Origin of the sequence: Mycobacterium sp. shizuoka-1 (assembly GCF_002723835.1) — a bacterium.
In the GTDB taxonomy this organism is placed as follows: domain Bacteria; phylum Actinomycetota; class Actinomycetes; order Mycobacteriales; family Mycobacteriaceae; genus Mycobacterium.
This window is the reverse complement of record NZ_BEWG01000055.1, coordinates 15,642-32,251: the sequence shown is the minus strand read 5'-3', so window position 1 is coordinate 32,251 and position 16,610 is coordinate 15,642. Positions and strand designations below refer to the sequence as shown.

The 16,610-nt window shown below is 62.2% G+C and carries 5 protein-coding genes; all 5 read left to right on the top strand.

Going from position 1 to position 16,610, the window contains the following annotated elements:
- Positions 1–65: 65 nt before the first annotated feature.
- The 5 genes from MSZK_RS16175 to MSZK_RS16155 are packed head-to-tail and all read left to right on the top strand — an operon-like array spanning position 66 to position 16,561.
- Positions 66–5,201: a DEAD/DEAH box helicase gene (locus tag MSZK_RS16175; protein WP_099249502.1), complete on the top strand. Its 5,136-nt coding sequence runs from the start codon at positions 66–68 to the stop codon at positions 5,199–5,201.
- A complete protein-coding gene (locus MSZK_RS16170) occupies positions 5,198–8,071 on the top strand; it encodes a helicase-related protein (RefSeq protein WP_099249500.1) in 2,874 nt (957 codons plus the stop codon). Before MSZK_RS16175 ends, MSZK_RS16170 begins: the two co-directional genes overlap by 4 nt.
- Positions 8,068–12,174: an Eco57I restriction-modification methylase domain-containing protein gene (locus tag MSZK_RS16165; protein WP_099249498.1), complete on the top strand. Its 4,107-nt coding sequence runs from the start codon at positions 8,068–8,070 to the stop codon at positions 12,172–12,174. Before MSZK_RS16170 ends, MSZK_RS16165 begins: the two co-directional genes overlap by 4 nt.
- A gap of 18 nt (positions 12,175–12,192) precedes the next feature.
- Complete coding sequence (locus MSZK_RS16160) at positions 12,193–14,283, top strand: UvrD-helicase domain-containing protein (protein ID WP_099249496.1); 2,091 nt, start codon at positions 12,193–12,195, stop codon at positions 14,281–14,283.
- A gap of 13 nt (positions 14,284–14,296) precedes the next feature.
- The gene (locus MSZK_RS16155; protein WP_099249494.1) at positions 14,297–16,561 is read left to right on the top strand and encodes a DUF262 domain-containing protein; all 2,265 of its coding nucleotides are present in this window, start codon (positions 14,297–14,299) and stop codon (positions 16,559–16,561) included.
- Positions 16,562–16,610 lie beyond the last annotated feature (49 nt).

Below are 16,610 nucleotides of genomic sequence, written 5' to 3'. Positions count from 1 at the left end.
TGTCGGGCGTCACAAGTATGGTCCGCTAAGTAGTTTTATCGTGCGCAGACTCGGGGGAGGAAGTCATGGACGCGTTTGGGGTCCTCAAGGAGGTCCTGGACGACTACGAGAACTTCGTCAAGGGCTTCCTGGAGATCAAGGACGACCAGATTCGTGGCAAGGTCGAGGCCGAGATCGCCGCCGGTCTTCTGTGGCCTGAACCCTGGCTGGCCCTCAACCCTGCGTTCGAATCCGGCGGTACGGCACGCGACCTTGCACAGCGCGGGGTCCTCGACCCGAAGGCTGCCGACATCTTCCGCGGCCCAGACGGTACCGACATCTCATTCCATCGCCACCAAGCGGACGCCTTTGAGATTGCCAACCGCCGCGAGTCCTACGTGCTCACCACAGGTACCGGCTCGGGTAAGTCGATGTCCTACATCGTGCCAATCGTCGACCGAGTACTGCGCGAGGGCACAGGCCAGGGTGTGCGAGCCATCATCGTCTATCCGATGAATGCCCTGGCAAACAGCCAGCGCAACGAGTTGGAGAAGTTCCTCGGCAAGACGAACCCCAAGGTCAGCTTCGCTCGATATACGGGGCAGGAGAACAAGGAAGAACGCGAGCAGACCCTAGCCTCGCCCCCGGACATCCTGCTGACCAATTACGTCATGTTGGAGTTGATGCTGACCCGCCCCAAAGAGCGGGAGAAGCTCATCAACAGCGCGGCGAACCTGTCGTTCCTCGTACTAGATGAACTGCACACCTACCGCGGCCGTCAGGGCGCTGATGTCGCAATGCTCGTCCGCCGCCTACGCGGCGCGGTCAGCTCCAACGCAGTGCAATGCATCGGAACCAGCGCAACGTTGGCCGGTCCGGGTACCAAGGCCGAGCAACGTCAACAAGTCGCCGAGTTGGCGACGAAAATCTTCGGCGTCGAGATTCCTGCAGCGAACATTATCGGGGAAACGCTGCGACGCGCCACAACAGGCGAGGCGGACGCGGCCGCACTACGAGTGCGCCTGGCAGCACAGTCGCCGACGGAGTGGGCAGAACTTCGGGCCGATCCGCTTGCCGTGTGGATTGAGCACCACTTCGGCCTACAAAAAGACGATGAGGGCAAGCTCGCGAGGCGATCACCCTCGACGCTTCGAGACGCGGCGGCGACACTTCACCAGGAGACAGGTGTCGACGAGACAGTCTGCCGGGAGAAGCTCCAGGAACTGCTGCTCGCTGGGTCGAGGGCCCGCGACCCGCAGGGCCGTTCACTGTTCGCATTCAAGCTGCATCAGTTCATCGGCAAGGGCGACACTGTCTACACCACTCTCGAGCCGCCCGCAAAGAGATACCTGACCACCCAGTACCAACGCAGCGCGCCGAACCGGCTACCGGGGCAGCCGCTATTTCCGTTAGCGTTCTGCCGCGAGTGCGGCCAAGAGTTTCTCGTCGTGAACTTGGAGCGGGGCGGAGAGAGCTTCAGCCCTCGCATTCCGAACTCCGATCTCGTCGAACACCCCGAAGCTGACGGCCTGTTGTTTCTGACCGAGCAGCCCTGGCCGGATACACAGGATCCTGCGGTGCTCGATCTCGTCCCCGAGGATTGGGTGGTGGCAGGCGGGGGCGGTCAGGTGCTGGACAAGGCCCGAATCCCGAAGCTGCCAAATTCACTTCGTGTTGATGAATTCGGGACGATCACCGATGACGGTATGCCGGTGGCGTTCTTCGATCGGCTTGAGTTCTGCCCGTCGTGCAAGACCACCTACGAAAGTGCCCGCCAGTCCCAATTCTCCCGAGTCGCCAGCCTCGGCACCGAGGGACGCGCGAGCGCTGTGACAGTGCTATCCCAGTCGATCGTCAGAACGCTCCGCGGGGAGTCGAACCTCGATAGTGAGGCACGAAAGTTCCTGGCGTTCAGCGATAACCGGCAGGATGCCAGCCTCCAGGCTGGTCACTTCAATGACTTCGTGTTGGTGGGTTTGATCCGCTCGGCGTTGTACCGCGCTGCTTACGATTACCAGGAGCGCAACCCCGGGGAACCACTGACCGACGAGAACCTCGGCCCCGAAGTGGTCAAAGCGCTCAGCGGTAACGGCCTGAAGTTTTTCGCCCGCGATGAGGACACGGCCGACGAGCACATCCCACGCAAGAAGATCGCGAGCGCGCTGCGCGATGTCGTCACCTACCGGCTGTGGGCGGACCTGAAGCGGGGCTGGCGTATCACGATGCCCAACCTGGAGCAGACCGGCCAGCTGCGCCTGGCCTACGAAGGCGTCGACGAGCTGGCGGCCGACGACCGCAAATGGGCAGACTTTGGAGAACCGCTCGCCAGCGCCAGCGCCGAGATCCGGCGCGAGGTAATGCACGTTCTACTCGACGAACTGCGCCGAAACCTGTGCATCGACACTGACTTCCTTACAGAGGATAAGTTCGATGCTATCGGGAGGGCTAGCAGGGAATGGCTCAAAGACCCGTGGGCGATTTCCCAGACCGAACAAGCAACCTACAGCGGCCTCGCGTATCCAGGTGGCCGACCCAAAGGGACGGCCGGGATCGGCGCCGATCTCTATCTATCAGGGCTTGGCGCATACGGGCGCTGGCTGCGACGCGCGAATCGCTTCCCCGGCTTCGAGCACACGCTCAAGACCAAGGATGCCGACGCGCTCATTGAGAATTTGATGACCGTTATGGCGAACGCGGGGATCCTCGTACGGATTCCGGTTCCCAAACGTCCCACCGGCTACCAGCTTCGCGCCGACCTCATCGCTTGGCATCCCGGCAGCGGTGAGCATCGAGCGCCAGACCCTATCCGTAGTAATCAAACCAAAGGCAGAGTTAACCCGTATTTCCGTGCGCTCTACGCCGAGACCGCCAAAGCGCTCGTCGGCCTGGAGGCGCGCGAGCACACTGCTCAGGTCGAACCGTCCAAACGGCAGAAACGGGAGGAAGAGTTCAGCGACGCGCGGTTGCCGGTGCTGTACTGCTCCCCCACCATGGAACTCGGCGTCGATATCAAGAGCCTCAATGTCGTTGGCATGCGCAATGTTCCGCCCACACCGGCCAACTACGCGCAGCGGTCAGGGCGGGCCGGCCGGTCAGGTCAACCCGCCATTGCCCTGACTTACTGCGCCACCGGAAATGCGCACGACGCCTACTACTTCCGCCGCAGTCAGGACATGGTGGCGGGAGCGGTTGCACCGCCACGGCTGGAGTTGGGCAACCAGGATCTGGTACGCGCACACGCCCACTCGATCTGGCTAGTCAAATGCGGGCTGGATCTCAAGGCCAGCATGGTCGACCTGTTGGAAATCGACCAGCCTGGCCAACCGCTGCGAGCCGAGGTGCTCGCCACAATCAACTCTCCGTCGAGTCGAAGCGCTGCCATCGCCGCGGTCACAGACGTGCTCACAGCGACTACTGAGGTCACCTCGGCGCCGTGGTGGACGGACACGTGGATCGCAGACACCGTCGAGCAAGCACCCGCACGATTCAACCGTGCTGCAGACCGGTGGCGCGGGCTATACAACGAAGCCCAAACGGAGTTGGACCAGGCCAATACGACGTTGAAGACCATCGGTGCATCCGAGAGTTCGAAACAACGTGCCCGTGGCCGCATTTCGGAGGCACGTGCGGCCCTTGACCTCCTCAAGGGGCAAGTCGACGACATCCTTCAGGGTGACTTCTACACCTACCGCTACTTCGCATCCGAAGGCTTCCTGCCAGGATACTCATTTCCGCGGTTGCCCCTGTCGGCGTTCATACCCGCCGAACGACGCACCCGCAGCGGCGGTGAGGGTGACTTCATCCAGCGACCCCGATTTATGGCGATTAGCGAGTTCGGGCCAGGCGCCTTCATTTATCACGAAGGCGCACGCTACGAAGTCAACCGTGTGAGCCTGCCCGCTCGCGATGACGGCACGGGTGTCCACATCACTGAGATCAAACGATGCAGCGCATGCGGGTACCTACATGAGTCGACAGATCCTGATCTCTGCCAGCACTGCGGCGCACCGTTCGCCCCGGAAGCCACAATGGGCAATCTGATGCGGCTGTTGTCGGTAAAGACCCGCCGTCGCGACCGGATCAGCGCCGACGAAGAGGAACGCCAGCGCGCCGGACACGAGATTGTCACCACTATTCGCTTTGTGCCACATGGAGTTCGAGCTGGACAACTCACCAGCACCATTACGGTGGACGGCGCCGAACTCGGCACCATGACTTACGGCGACACGGCGCTGATCCGGCGGATGAACGTCGGCCTGCGCCGCCGCAAGGACAAGGACGTCCGCGGTTATGTGCTGGACACGGTGGAAGGCCGCTGGTGCAAGGAGGCTGACCTTGCGAAGAATGTGCACGGCGAGGCCCCCCGGTATCAGCGAGTGATCCCCCATGTCGAGGACCATCGCAACGCACTGCTTCTGCACTTGGACCCTTCCATAGCAAAAGAGCAGCGGATGGCGGCGATGTACGCCCTCAAGCGTGGAATCGAGGCCGTGTATCAACTCGAGAACTCCGAGCTGGCGGTGGAGGCACTCCCGAGTAACACGGGTGACCACGCATGGTCGCGGCTGCTGTTCTTCGAAGCCGCTGAGGGTGGCGCCGGCGTGCTACGCCGGCTAGCCACCGAAGACGGCCAACTCCGCCAGGTCGCCCGAAAAGCGTTGGAGATTCTGCACTTCGACCCGGATACCGGTAATGACCTCAAGCATGCCCCGCACGCGACTGAAGACTGCGCACAGGCCTGCTACGACTGCCTGCTGTCCTACAGCAACCAATGGGATCATCAACATCTGGACCGCCACAACGTCCTCGACCTGCTTCAGCGACTCGCCACATCGACGGTAGCGGTAGGTGCCGGCGGTGAAGATCGAGTCGCGCAACTCGAACGGCTCATCAAGGCGTGCGATAGCGAACTGGAGAAACAGTTCCTCACTCTGCTTGAACAGCATGGCTACCGGCTGCCTGATGATGCTCAACGGATCGTTGACGGCTACTACGTTCGGCCAGATTTCGCCTATCACACCGACGGCATGGACGTCGCGATCTTTATCGACGGCCCGGTCCATGACAACGCACATCAGCAGCAGAAGGACGAGCAGGCGCGCATGAAGCTCGAGGACGAGGCGGGCTGGATGGTGCTGCGCTTCAACCACAATGACGCCGACTGGCTCACCACGATCTCCGAACACAGCGGCATCTTCGGCGAAGCGAAGAGCCACGCATGACAACCATCGACTATCCCGCAGGCAGCTTAGTCAACGCCCGCGGCCGAGACTGGCTGGTGCTACCTGGCTCCCCTGACGGCACGCTCCTCGTCCGCCCGCTGGGTGGCCACGAGCACGAGACCACGGTGCTCCTACCCGAGATCGACAACTTCTCGGCAGCCACCTTCGAACCCCCGACCGTCGACGACCGTGGTGACGCAAGTCGAGCCCGCTTGCTGCGTGACGCTCTAAGGCTGTCGTTCCGTGCCAGCGGCGGCCCATTCCGCTCATTCGCACGGCTAGCCGTCACACCGCGCAACTACCAACTTGTTCCGCTGATGATGGCAGCCAACCAGGAAGTCACCCGGCTGCTGATCGCCGACGGCGTCGGCGTCGGAAAGACGGTCGAAGCCGGCCTGATCGCCGCGGAGCTACTCGCAACCGGCGAGGCTCAGCGCCTGGCCGTCTTGTGTTCGCCCCAGCTCGCGCCACAATGGCAAAGCGAGCTGCGGCACAAGTTCGGAATCGACGCGCAGCTGCTCCTGCCGTCCACCGTCAACCGTCTGATGCGGAGTGTTCCGTTCGGCTCCAACGTCTACCAGCATCATCGATATCTGGTGATCTCCACCGATTTCATCAAGCAGAAGTCGCGCCGCGACGAGTTCGCCTTGCACTGCCCCGAATTGGTGATCGTCGACGAGGCGCACACTTGTGTGGCGCCCGCGGGCGTGGGCAAGTCGTCGCAAGCTCATCTGAGGTATGCACTGCTACGCAAGCTTGCCGACGATCCCAGCCGCCACCTCCTACTGCTGACCGCCACCCCGCACAGCGGCGACGACACCGCGTGGCAGTCACTGATCGGTCTGCTCGACAACCGCCTGGGCGACCTGCCAGCCGACCTGTCGGGGCGTGACCGCGAAGAGGACCGCAAACTGCTCGCGAAGTTCATGGTCCAGCGCCAACGCGCGGACATCCGCGAATACCTCGACGAGGACACTCCTTTCCCCGATCGCGAAACCACCGAGACGGCATACAAACTCACCCCCGGATACCGACAGCTTTTCGACAACGTCATGGAGTACGTGCGAGAGCAAGTCACTGACCCGAAGCTCACCGCGGTGCGGCAGCGCGTCCGGTGGTGGTCGGCAATAGCATTGCTTCGCTGCCTGGCCTCCAGCCCAGCTGCGGCGGAACAAACGCTTCTCAATCGTTCAGCAGTGGCCGACACCACTGACGAAGATGAAGCAGACGTCGACGCCTATGCCGAACCTCGCGTGCTCGACACCGATTTGGACGACACATTGGAAGCCCAGGACGTCGCCGTCGGCGCAGACACCGGCAGCTCCGATGAGCCCGACACCAAATCACGAAAGCGGCTGCGCGAATTGGCCGCAGCAGCGGCGGCTTTGAAAGGTCCTCGCTCGGACGCCAAGCTGAAGCGTCTCATCCCGCTCCTTAAGGAGCTCATCGAGCAGGGCTATCACCCCATCGTGTTTTGCCGCTATATCCCTACCGCCGACTATCTCGCCGAGCACCTAGGTTCGGCTCTGTCGAAGGTCAAAGACCTCAGGATCGACGCGGTAACCGGAACTCTCCCGCCGGAGGAACGCGAAACCCGCGTGAACACCCTCAGTGCCCACGACGGCCCCCGTCTGCTCATTGCAACCGACTGTCTCTCCGAGGGCATCAACCTGCAAGACGGCTTCACCGCGGTCGTCCACTACGACCTCGCCTGGAACCCCACCCGGCACGAGCAACGCGAAGGACGCGTCGACCGGTTCGGGCAGCAAGCCCCGACCGTGCGCACCGTGACCTACTACGGCGAGGACAACGGCATCGACGGCATCGTGCTGCAGGTCCTCATCCGACGCCACGAGAACATCAAACGCAGCATCGGCGTCTCGGTGCCGATCCCCGTCGATTCCACCACCGTGATGAAAGCCATCTGGGAGTCACTGCTGCTCCGGGGCAAGGATGCCGAGCAGCTCACCTTCGACTTCGCCGACGCCACCTCCAAGTCGCTGGCCGAACAGGTCGACGTCGAATGGACCAACGCTGCCGAACGGGAGAAGGCGTCGCGTTCCAGGTTCCGGCAGGCCGGCCTCAAACCCGACACCGTCGAACACGCGCTCACCGAAGTCCGCCGCGCCCTCGGCGGCCCTGCCGATGTCGAAACCTTCACCCGGGCAGCACTATCCCTGATGGGCGCTTCGATTAGTGACAACGACGATGGATTCACCGCGATCGTGGACACACTTCCCGCCGCGGTGCGCGACCAGCTCCCACCAACCAAGGGCGGGCGGCTGCACTTCCACCGCTCGCTCCCGGTTCCGATGGGGCATAGCGTGCTCACCCGCACCGACGCCACGGTCGACGCGCTGTCACGGTACGTCCTCGACGCCGCACTCGATTCCCGGCTCGACTCCGCGGCCCGGCCGGCCCGCCGAGCCGGCGTCATGCGCACTCACGGAGTGAGCAAGGTGACGACGTTGCTCATGGTGCGGCACCGGCTGGAGATCCGTATCCCCGGCTCGGCCACGACCGTCACTCAGGTCGCCGAGGAAGCGAAATTCGTCGCCTTCACTGCGACGGGTGACGACCTGCAGTGGTTGCCGCAGGCCGACGTCGACGCGCTGCTGACAGTGAAGCCCTCGGGCAACGTCGACGATGCTTTAGCCCGAATGCAACTGGGCCGCGCGCTCGGCCGTCTACCCGCGCTCGGCAAGCACCTCACCGAGACCGGTGAACATGCGGCGAAAGACCTCGTATCCGAGCATCAGGCGGTACGAAGCGCATCCAAAGCTGGCGGCCGCACACCCGCGGTGAAATTCCTGCCGCCCGCCGACGTCCTCGGCGTCTACGTGTTCCTGCCCGAAGCGGGTGCCCGATGACCGCGCTAAACCTCTTCAAGGCCGTTCGCACCGTCGGCACCGCACTGCCCGCCGAGGCCATCCCGCGGGCGAACGAATTGCGGATGCCCGGCCAAACCGCCGAGGCCTACGAGTTGTCTCCGGGCATGGCGGTCAATGGCGCCATCGCCCGCGCTTGGGAGGCCATGCTCGCCGCGCACCGCGCCTGGCTCGCAGCGCTGGATCGGCTACCCGACGGTGATGCCGCCACGAAACTCACCCGGGACAAATGGCTGCTGCCGCTGCTGTACGAACTCGGTTGGGGCCGACCCGATCTCGTCAGCAGTGGGTTGGCGGTACCTCCTGGGCTTGGCGAGACGGAGGCACCGCACTTCCCCATTTCGCATCGGGTCGCCTGGCCTGAGGCGTCGAATGCCACGGCGTGGGCGCCGCTGCACCTCGTCGGCGCCGGAATCGACCTGGACACCAAGACCGCAGGGGTGACTGCACGGGCGCCGCAAGCCATGGTTCAGGACTACCTCAACCGGGAAGACCGTGCCCTGTGGGCCATTGTGTCGAACGGCAAGCTGCTGCGGCTGCTGCGTGATGCCTCGAGCCTCACCCGGCAGTCCTTCGTCGAGTTCGACCTCGATGCAATCTTCACCGACCAGCTCTACGCGGATTTTCGCATCCTGTTCCTCACCGTCCACGCCAGCCGCTTCGCGCCACGCCTGGACGACAAAGCGGCCAAAGCCGTTACCGAAAGCGAGGATTCCGGTGAGGATGCCGGGGTCGAGCAGGCCGGACCCAAACTGGACAACTGCTGGTTAGAACGCTGGCGCACCACCGCCATCGACGACGGCGCGCGCGCTCTGCTGAATCTGCAGCATGGCATCGCCGCCGCGCTGCAGGAACTCGGCACCGGCTTCGTCGCACACCCTGCCAACGCCGCACTACGCGAGACCCTGGCCGGGGCCGCCGACGCCGACCGCGATCTGCAGCGTGCACTGCTACGCATCGCCTATCGGCTAATCGTGCTGTTCGTGGTCGAGGACCGCGATCTGCTGCACCGCTCTGATATCCCCGAAAGTGCTCGCACCCTGTATGCGGAGTACTTCTCAACGGCACGCTTACGCCGACTGGCGGCGGAGCCGATTGGCGGATGGCACACCGATTTATGGGAGGCGCACCAGATCGTCACCGACGCGATCGCCGGTGACGGCCTGCCCGATCTCGGGTTGAGTGGCCTTGGGGCCAGCCTGTTCTCGCGGGAGGCACTGAGCATTCTCGAGGGCGCCAAGCTGCCCAATCGCGCGCTGCTCGCCGCGGTACGGGCGCTGGCACAGATCGACGACCCTGTCACCGGCCTGCCGCGCCCTGTCGACTACCGTAACCTCGACAGCGAAGAACTCGGCGGCATGTACGAGGGCCTGCTGGCCTATACGCCCCGCTACCATACCGATGAACGGGCCTTCACACTCGATGTGACAACCGGCAACGACAGAAAGAAGTCTGGCTCCTACTACACCCCATCTGATCTGATCGCGCTTGTCCTCGACGAGGCGCTTGATCCACTGATCGATGAGGCTATCCGAGAGGCAGAGCCGGAACAGGCGCTCCTCGCGCTTACTGTGGTCGATCCGGCCTGCGGCAGTGGGCATTTTGTTGTCGCAGCGGCTCGACGGATCGCCTCCGCGCTGGCAACCGTGCGCACCGGGGAAACCGAACCCACCCCTGCCGCGCTGCGGTCGGCTACCGCCGATGTCATCGAGCGGTGCGTCTATGGAGTGGACCTCAACGACTTGGCGATCGAGATCACCAAGGTCGCACTGTGGTTGGAAGCCTTCGACGCCGACCGACCATTCCCGTTCCTCGATGCGCACTTCCGCGTCGGCAACGCCCTGCTAGGAACGACACCGGAATTGTTGCGGCACAACATCCCCGATACAGCATTCGTTCCGTTGGGTGAGGACGACAAAGAGTGGACGTCCAAGCTCAAGGCTCGCAACAAGAAAGAACGCCAGGCTGACGACAACCAACTGACGCTCAGTTTCGGCGCCGAGACCCTGAACGTCGAAACCAGCCAATTCACCAAAGCAGCCCGCGAAGCCGACACCGGTACCGTGGCCTCGGTAGCAGCCCTCCGAGCCCGCGCGGACGCCTGGCGCCGGCTGGAAACCGACCCAGATCTGGTGGCTGCCAAACTCGTCGCCGATGCGTGGTGCGCGGCCTTCGTGCAACCCAAGACCGGGGCCACTACATCCGGGCAGGGCATCACCCACGCGACCATCCGTACGCTCTCCGAGACGCCCGAATCGGTACCCGACACTCTGATCGCACAGATCAACGTGCTCGCTCGACAGTATCGATTCTTCCACTGGCACTTGGAGTTTCCCGGCATCTTCACCGTGCCCGACGACGGAAGCGCCGATGCAGGCACCGGTTGGACGGGCGGGTTCTCCTGCGTCGTCGGTAACCCTCCTTGGGAGCGGGTGAAGATCCAGGACAAAGAGTTCTTCGGCAACGCCGGGCGATCCGACATAGAAGGTGCAGCCACCGCCGCCATCCGAAAGAAGATGATCGACAAACTCGTCGACACCGACCCGGATTTCCATCAGACCTACCTCGAGGCGCTGCGTCAGTCGGACGGTACCGCGCACCTGCTGCTGAAGTCCGGCCGCTACCCGTTCACCGGCCAAGGCGATGTGAACACCTACAGCGTGTTCGCCGAGACCATGCGGACCGTCATCAATCCAGATGGCGCCGCAGGCATCATCACCCCCACTGGCCTCGCTACCGACAAGACGACCTCACCGTTCTTCGCCGACACACTTAGTAATCAGCGACTGTATGCGTTCTATGACTTCGAGAACGAAGCTCCAAAAATCTTTCCTGCCATCACAAATCGAGTTCGCTTTGCTGTGACGACAATGACCGGATTCAACCGCACTTCGCGACGCGCGAAATTTGCTTTTCTGGCCCGTCGCATCTCGGATATCGCAGAGAAGCGGTTCGAGTTGACTTCCGAGGAAGTCCTCGCTCTGAACCCAAATACCGGCACCCTCCCTATGTTCCGAAGCCGCAAAGACGCTGACATCACGCTAGGTATCTACGCCCGCCACCCAGTGCTTATCCGTGACGACAAGCTCGACGGCAATCCTTGGGGGCTATCGTTCGAGCGGTTATTCGATATGTCCAACGACTCCGGCCTGTTCAAAACTGCTGAGGATCTCACAGACGGCCGCTTCAACGGCTGGTCATTTACCCTCAGAAACAAGGAGTATGTGCCGCTGTACGAAGCAAAGATGCTCAGCCATTTCGATCACCGATTCGCTACGTATAAAAACGCAACCCAGGCTCAATTGAACAAGGGTACTTTGCCGCGGTTGACCGACGACCAGCACCGCGATCCCGAGCTGGAACCACTGGCTAGATATTGGGTGGACCGCAAGGAGTTCGACGCACGGCTGGCCGAACGCTGGGACCGGAAGTGGCTGCTGGGCTGGCGCGATATTGCACGGTCATCCGACGAGCGGACCTTTATGCCGTCCGTGTTGCCGGCGTCAGCGGTGGGCCACAAGTTCTTACTAGCCACGCCGGACGACCCCGCATTAGCTCTTTTCCTTCATGCGACGTGGTCCAGCATGGCTTTCGACTACGTGTCCCGCCAGAAGCTAAGCAGTGCTTCGATGTCGTACTTCATCGTCAGGCAACTTGCCTGTCCCGTTCCCGAACAGTTCGCAAGGCCTACGCCCTGGCACAACCTTGAGGACCTCGCAAAATGGCTCAGGCCGTACGTCGTCGAATTGTCGTACACCTCCACGCGAATGATGTCCTACGCCATGGACCTCGGCGACGAGGGGCCACCTTTCGTATGGGAACCCGAGCGCCGCGCTCTGCTCCGCGCCGACCTCGACGCCGGCTTCCTCCATATCTACGGCATTGATCGTGCCGAAGCCGATCACGTACTCGACTCTTTCTTCGTTGTCCGCAAGCACGAGGAACGGGACTTAGGCGAGTACCGCACCAAGCGCCTGGTCCTGACAGCCTATGAGCGCATGGCCGATGCCATCGCCAATGGCGGGAGGGGCTGGAAGCCGCTAGCCGACCCACCCGCCGGACACGGACCCCGTCACCCCGAATAGTCAAGCAACGGAAGAACAATGCCACTCGCCATCGATAAGGGCTTCATCGCCGACCTCGCCAAGATGGAAAAGCCTGTCGTTAAACGGGTTACCGAGGTCTTCGACGAGTTCGACGCTGCCACCCACACGGGGTTGCACCTGGAGAAAATCGCCAACGCGCGCAACCCGCGGTTCCGATCCATCCGCATCGACCAAGCCTGGCGCGGCATCGTGTTAGCGCCCGTTACGGGAGACGTCTACACCCTGCTGAAGGTTTTACACCACGATGACGCATACGCCTGGGCTCAACGGAGCAATGTGTCTGTCAACTCCGCGACCGGCGGCATAGAAATCCGTGACGAAGCCGAACTCGAACGCCAAATCCCCGAAATGGCTCACGCCGCCAAGTCTGCCGGCGCACCGATCTTCGCCAACATCAAGGATGGTGAGCTGACGAAGCTCGGCATCGACGAGAAGGTCCTCGCGTTCGCGCGCACCGTCACCGACCCTGTCCAGCTCGACGCTGCGAAATCCTTTCTCCCCGAAACACAGTGGGATGTGCTGTTCGGGCTTGCCGCCGGATTCACTCCTGATGAAGTGTGGGCCGATCTTGGCACGCAAATTCTGAACGAGCCCGTCGACACCGAAGACATCGACGCCGCAATCCTCCGAAGCAATGACCGCGTCGTCCTCGTCGACGGACCCGACGAGCTGATGGACGTCTTCGCGTACCCGTTCGCCACGTGGCGGGTGTACCTCCACCCAACCCAGCGCACTGTCGTCAACGCCACCTACAAGGGACCCGCCCGCGTCACCGGCGGCCCCGGCACCGGCAAGACTGTCGTCGCGCTACACCGGGCGAGCATGCTCGCTAAGCGCAATGACGGCAAGGTCCTCGTCACCACGTTCACCTCCACGTTGTCTGAGACGTTACAGTCCGGGCTCGACATGCTCGTCGAGGACGATGTTCAGAGCCGCATCGAGGTGTCGCACGTTGATCGGATTGCCCACCGCGTCTTCCGTAAGGCCCACGGCGCACCCCTATTGCTAGGACATGACGACGAAAAGGCGTTGTGGGCCGAACTGATCCATCAGCTTGGCTTAGCTTTCACTCCAGCATTCCTGTCCGAAGAATGGCGACAAGTAGTGCTGGCACGCCGGATCAGCTCGGCCGACGCGTATCTCGCAGCGAAGCGAACGGGCCGCGGCCGAGCCCTGGGTTCCACGCAACGAGCCCAGGTTTGGCAAGCCGTCAACGAGTTCGAACGCGCTCTTGCCACCCGGGGTTTCTGGACGCACGAGACCATCCGGCGCGAGGCCACTCACCTGCTAGAGCATTCCTCCGAGAAGCCTTTCCGACACATCATCATCGACGAAGCACAAGACCTCAGCCCCGACCAATGGCGTCTGCTGCGAGCCGCCGTTGCCGAAGCGCCAGATGACATTTTCATCGCAGGCGACACCCATCAACGCATCTACGACAACCGGGTCAGCCTGCGCGAAGTCGGGATCAACATCGCCGGTCGTTCGTCACGGCTCAGCATCAACTACCGCACCACCGCCGAGATCCTCGCCTGGAGTCTTGGCTTGCTGCGTGGGCAAGCCATCGACGACATGGAGGGCGGCCTGGACTCCATCGCCGGCTGCAGGTCCCACGTCCACGGACGGCCCCCCACGTTGCAGAGTTTTGCGAACGCCGAAGCTGAGGCGCAGGCAATCGCCGACACCATCAAGAAATGGATTGCCGCAGGCGTTGCGCCGTCTGAGATTGGCGTCGCTGTTCGCGCCAAGTGGCTCACCGCGAAAATTCAACAGGCACTCAAGACGTCGCGCGTTCGATCGGTCGACCTCGCCAAGGCAGCGGATAACGACGAGTCGGTACGCGTCGGCACTATGCACCGCATGAAGGGGCTGGAGTTCCGCTGCATCACGGTAGCGGGCGTCAGCGCAAAACACGTTCCGGAGGCAAAGGCCCTGACTCCTATCGATGAGGACAGGCACACCCACGAACAAGACCTAGAACGCGAGCGCTGCCTGCTGTTCGTCGCGTGCACCAGGGCGCGGGAAGAACTGCTCGTGACCTGGCATGGCGAACCCAGCCCGTTCCTGACCGCCCTTGAGAAGAACTGAAAAGGAGTTTCAAGTGACCCGCTTGTCTACCTTGCTGGACGAAATCGATTCGGGTGTAGTCCTTCTCCCCGAGTTCCAGCGGGGCTACGTCTGGAACCGCGACCAGGTCCGCGGCCTCATGCGGTCGCTCTACAAGCAGTACCCAGTCGGTGGTCTGCTGGTGTGGGAGACCACGTCGGAAGGCATCACCGTTCGCGGGGCATCGGGTGGGGGTGGCACACGTCAGCTGCTCCTAGATGGACAACAGCGCGTCACATCGATGTACGGGGTTGTTCGAGGAACCCCGCCGCCCTTCTTCGAAGGTGACAAGAGCGCGTTCACCGGGTTGCACTTCAACGTCGAGACCGAATCATTCGAGTTCTACGCACCAAGCAAGATGGCCGGCGACCCAACGTGGGTAAACGTGACCGAATTGTTCCGGAAGGGGCCGTTCGAGTACCTGACCGCATTCCCCAATGTCGAACGCGAAGTACTCAATACCTACCTTGAACGGTTGAACCGGATCAAGGAGATCGAGAACCGCAACTTCAACTCCGAAAAGATCACCGGCGCCGAGAAGACCGTCGACGAGGTCGTCGACATCTTCAATAAGGTCAACTCCGGCGGCACGAAGTTATCCAAGGGCGACCTTGCGCTGGCCCGGCTGTGCGCAGAGTGGCCCGACGCCCGAAAAGAGCTGCGAAACAACCTCGACCGTTGGAAGAAGGTCGGATTCAAATTCTCGTTGGATTGGCTATTGCGGAACGCGACGGCAGTCGCAACAGGCCGGGCGTTGTTCTCGTCTCTCACTGAGGTGTCCGCTAACGAGTTCGAGACTGCGCTCGCAAAGTCGGTGAGCCACGTCGGTACTTTCCTCGACGCCGCCTCCGGCCGTCTTGGCCTCGACCATGACCGCGTGCTGATGGGCCGTTATGCCACGCCCGTTGTCACACGGCTGCTTCAAACAAACGGCGGCGGATTCACCGATAGCACCCACCGGGACAAAGTCCTTTACTGGTACGTGCACTCCGCGCTGTGGGGCCGATTCAGCGGTTCAACAGAGACTTTTCTCCAGCAGGACTACGACGCAGTGGAACGCGGTGGCGTCGACGCGCTGATCTCCACGCTAGAACGCGTCCGGGGTGGAAAACTGGTCGTCACCCCGGACGACTTCACCGGATCCACGCGTGGATCACGGTTCTATCCGCTGCTGTACCTCTTGACCAGAGTCGACGGCGCCCGTGATTTCGGCAGCGGGCTCGAATTGCGAGCCGAACTTCTCGGCAAGCTCACTTCCCTGCAGGTTCATCACATCTTCCCAAAGGCTCTGCTGCGCGAGCACGGCTTCGACCGCAACGACATCAACGCTCTCGCGAACTTCTGCTTTCTCACTCAGGACACCAACATCAAGATTGGCATGCGCGATCCGGCGGAGTATCTACCAGAGGTGCAGGCTAAGCATCCCGGTGTGCTTGAGTCTCAGTGGATTCCGACTGACCCGGAACTTTGGCGCGTGGAGCGGTATTCAGACTTTCTGGCCGCGCGTCGTGAACTACTGGCGGCATCTGCACAATCCTTCCTCGAGAGTCTGCGAAATCCGCAGGCGCCGCATGACGACGTCATCCTGGAACGTCTGCAGGTCGCCGATGAGGAGATAGACGACCCCCGCGCTGAACAGGTGCAAGCACTTATCGCGGAGCTGAGTCGCAGGGGCTACGCCGAGCCAGAGGTCGACGCCGAGATTCCAGACCCTGATACCGGTGCGGTTCTTGCCGTCGCTGAAGCGTTCTGGCCAAAGGGTCTTCAGGAGGAGTTGGGGGATCCCGTCGTCCTCGAACTCGATCCCGACGATGCCGACCTACCCCGCTTGGAAGAGTTGAAGATTCGGGTCTTCACCTCAGTAGACGCGCTGTTACGGTTCGTCGACAGCGAGGCCGCAATGGCGGCAGGCTCGCAGGAAGAAGTTACTGTCGCCAACGCCAACGACTCGGAGACGAGCGAAATCGAGGCGGCCTTTGCGCATCGAATGAAGAATGTCTACTTACGAGGCCGTTCGGAGGCGGATTACAACGCCTCCTACTACGTGAACATGCTTTCCCAGTACGGTCCGCTGGAAACAGCCCACAAGCTACTGGCTTCGCCAGCGGTCTCTGATGGGTTTGCCAAGTTGTGGGAACGGGGCCGGCTAGACCTGACGGTGGAGGCCGTCGTCGTTGAGCCACAGTTCTCTGGGTTGTTCACCGAGGACGAGATTGAGATCGCTAGGCGGCGGCTCGAGCAGTTCGGGTATACGCCATGACCACCTTCGAGACGGACGCAATTTTGAGAATCCGGCGTCGTTTTGCGTC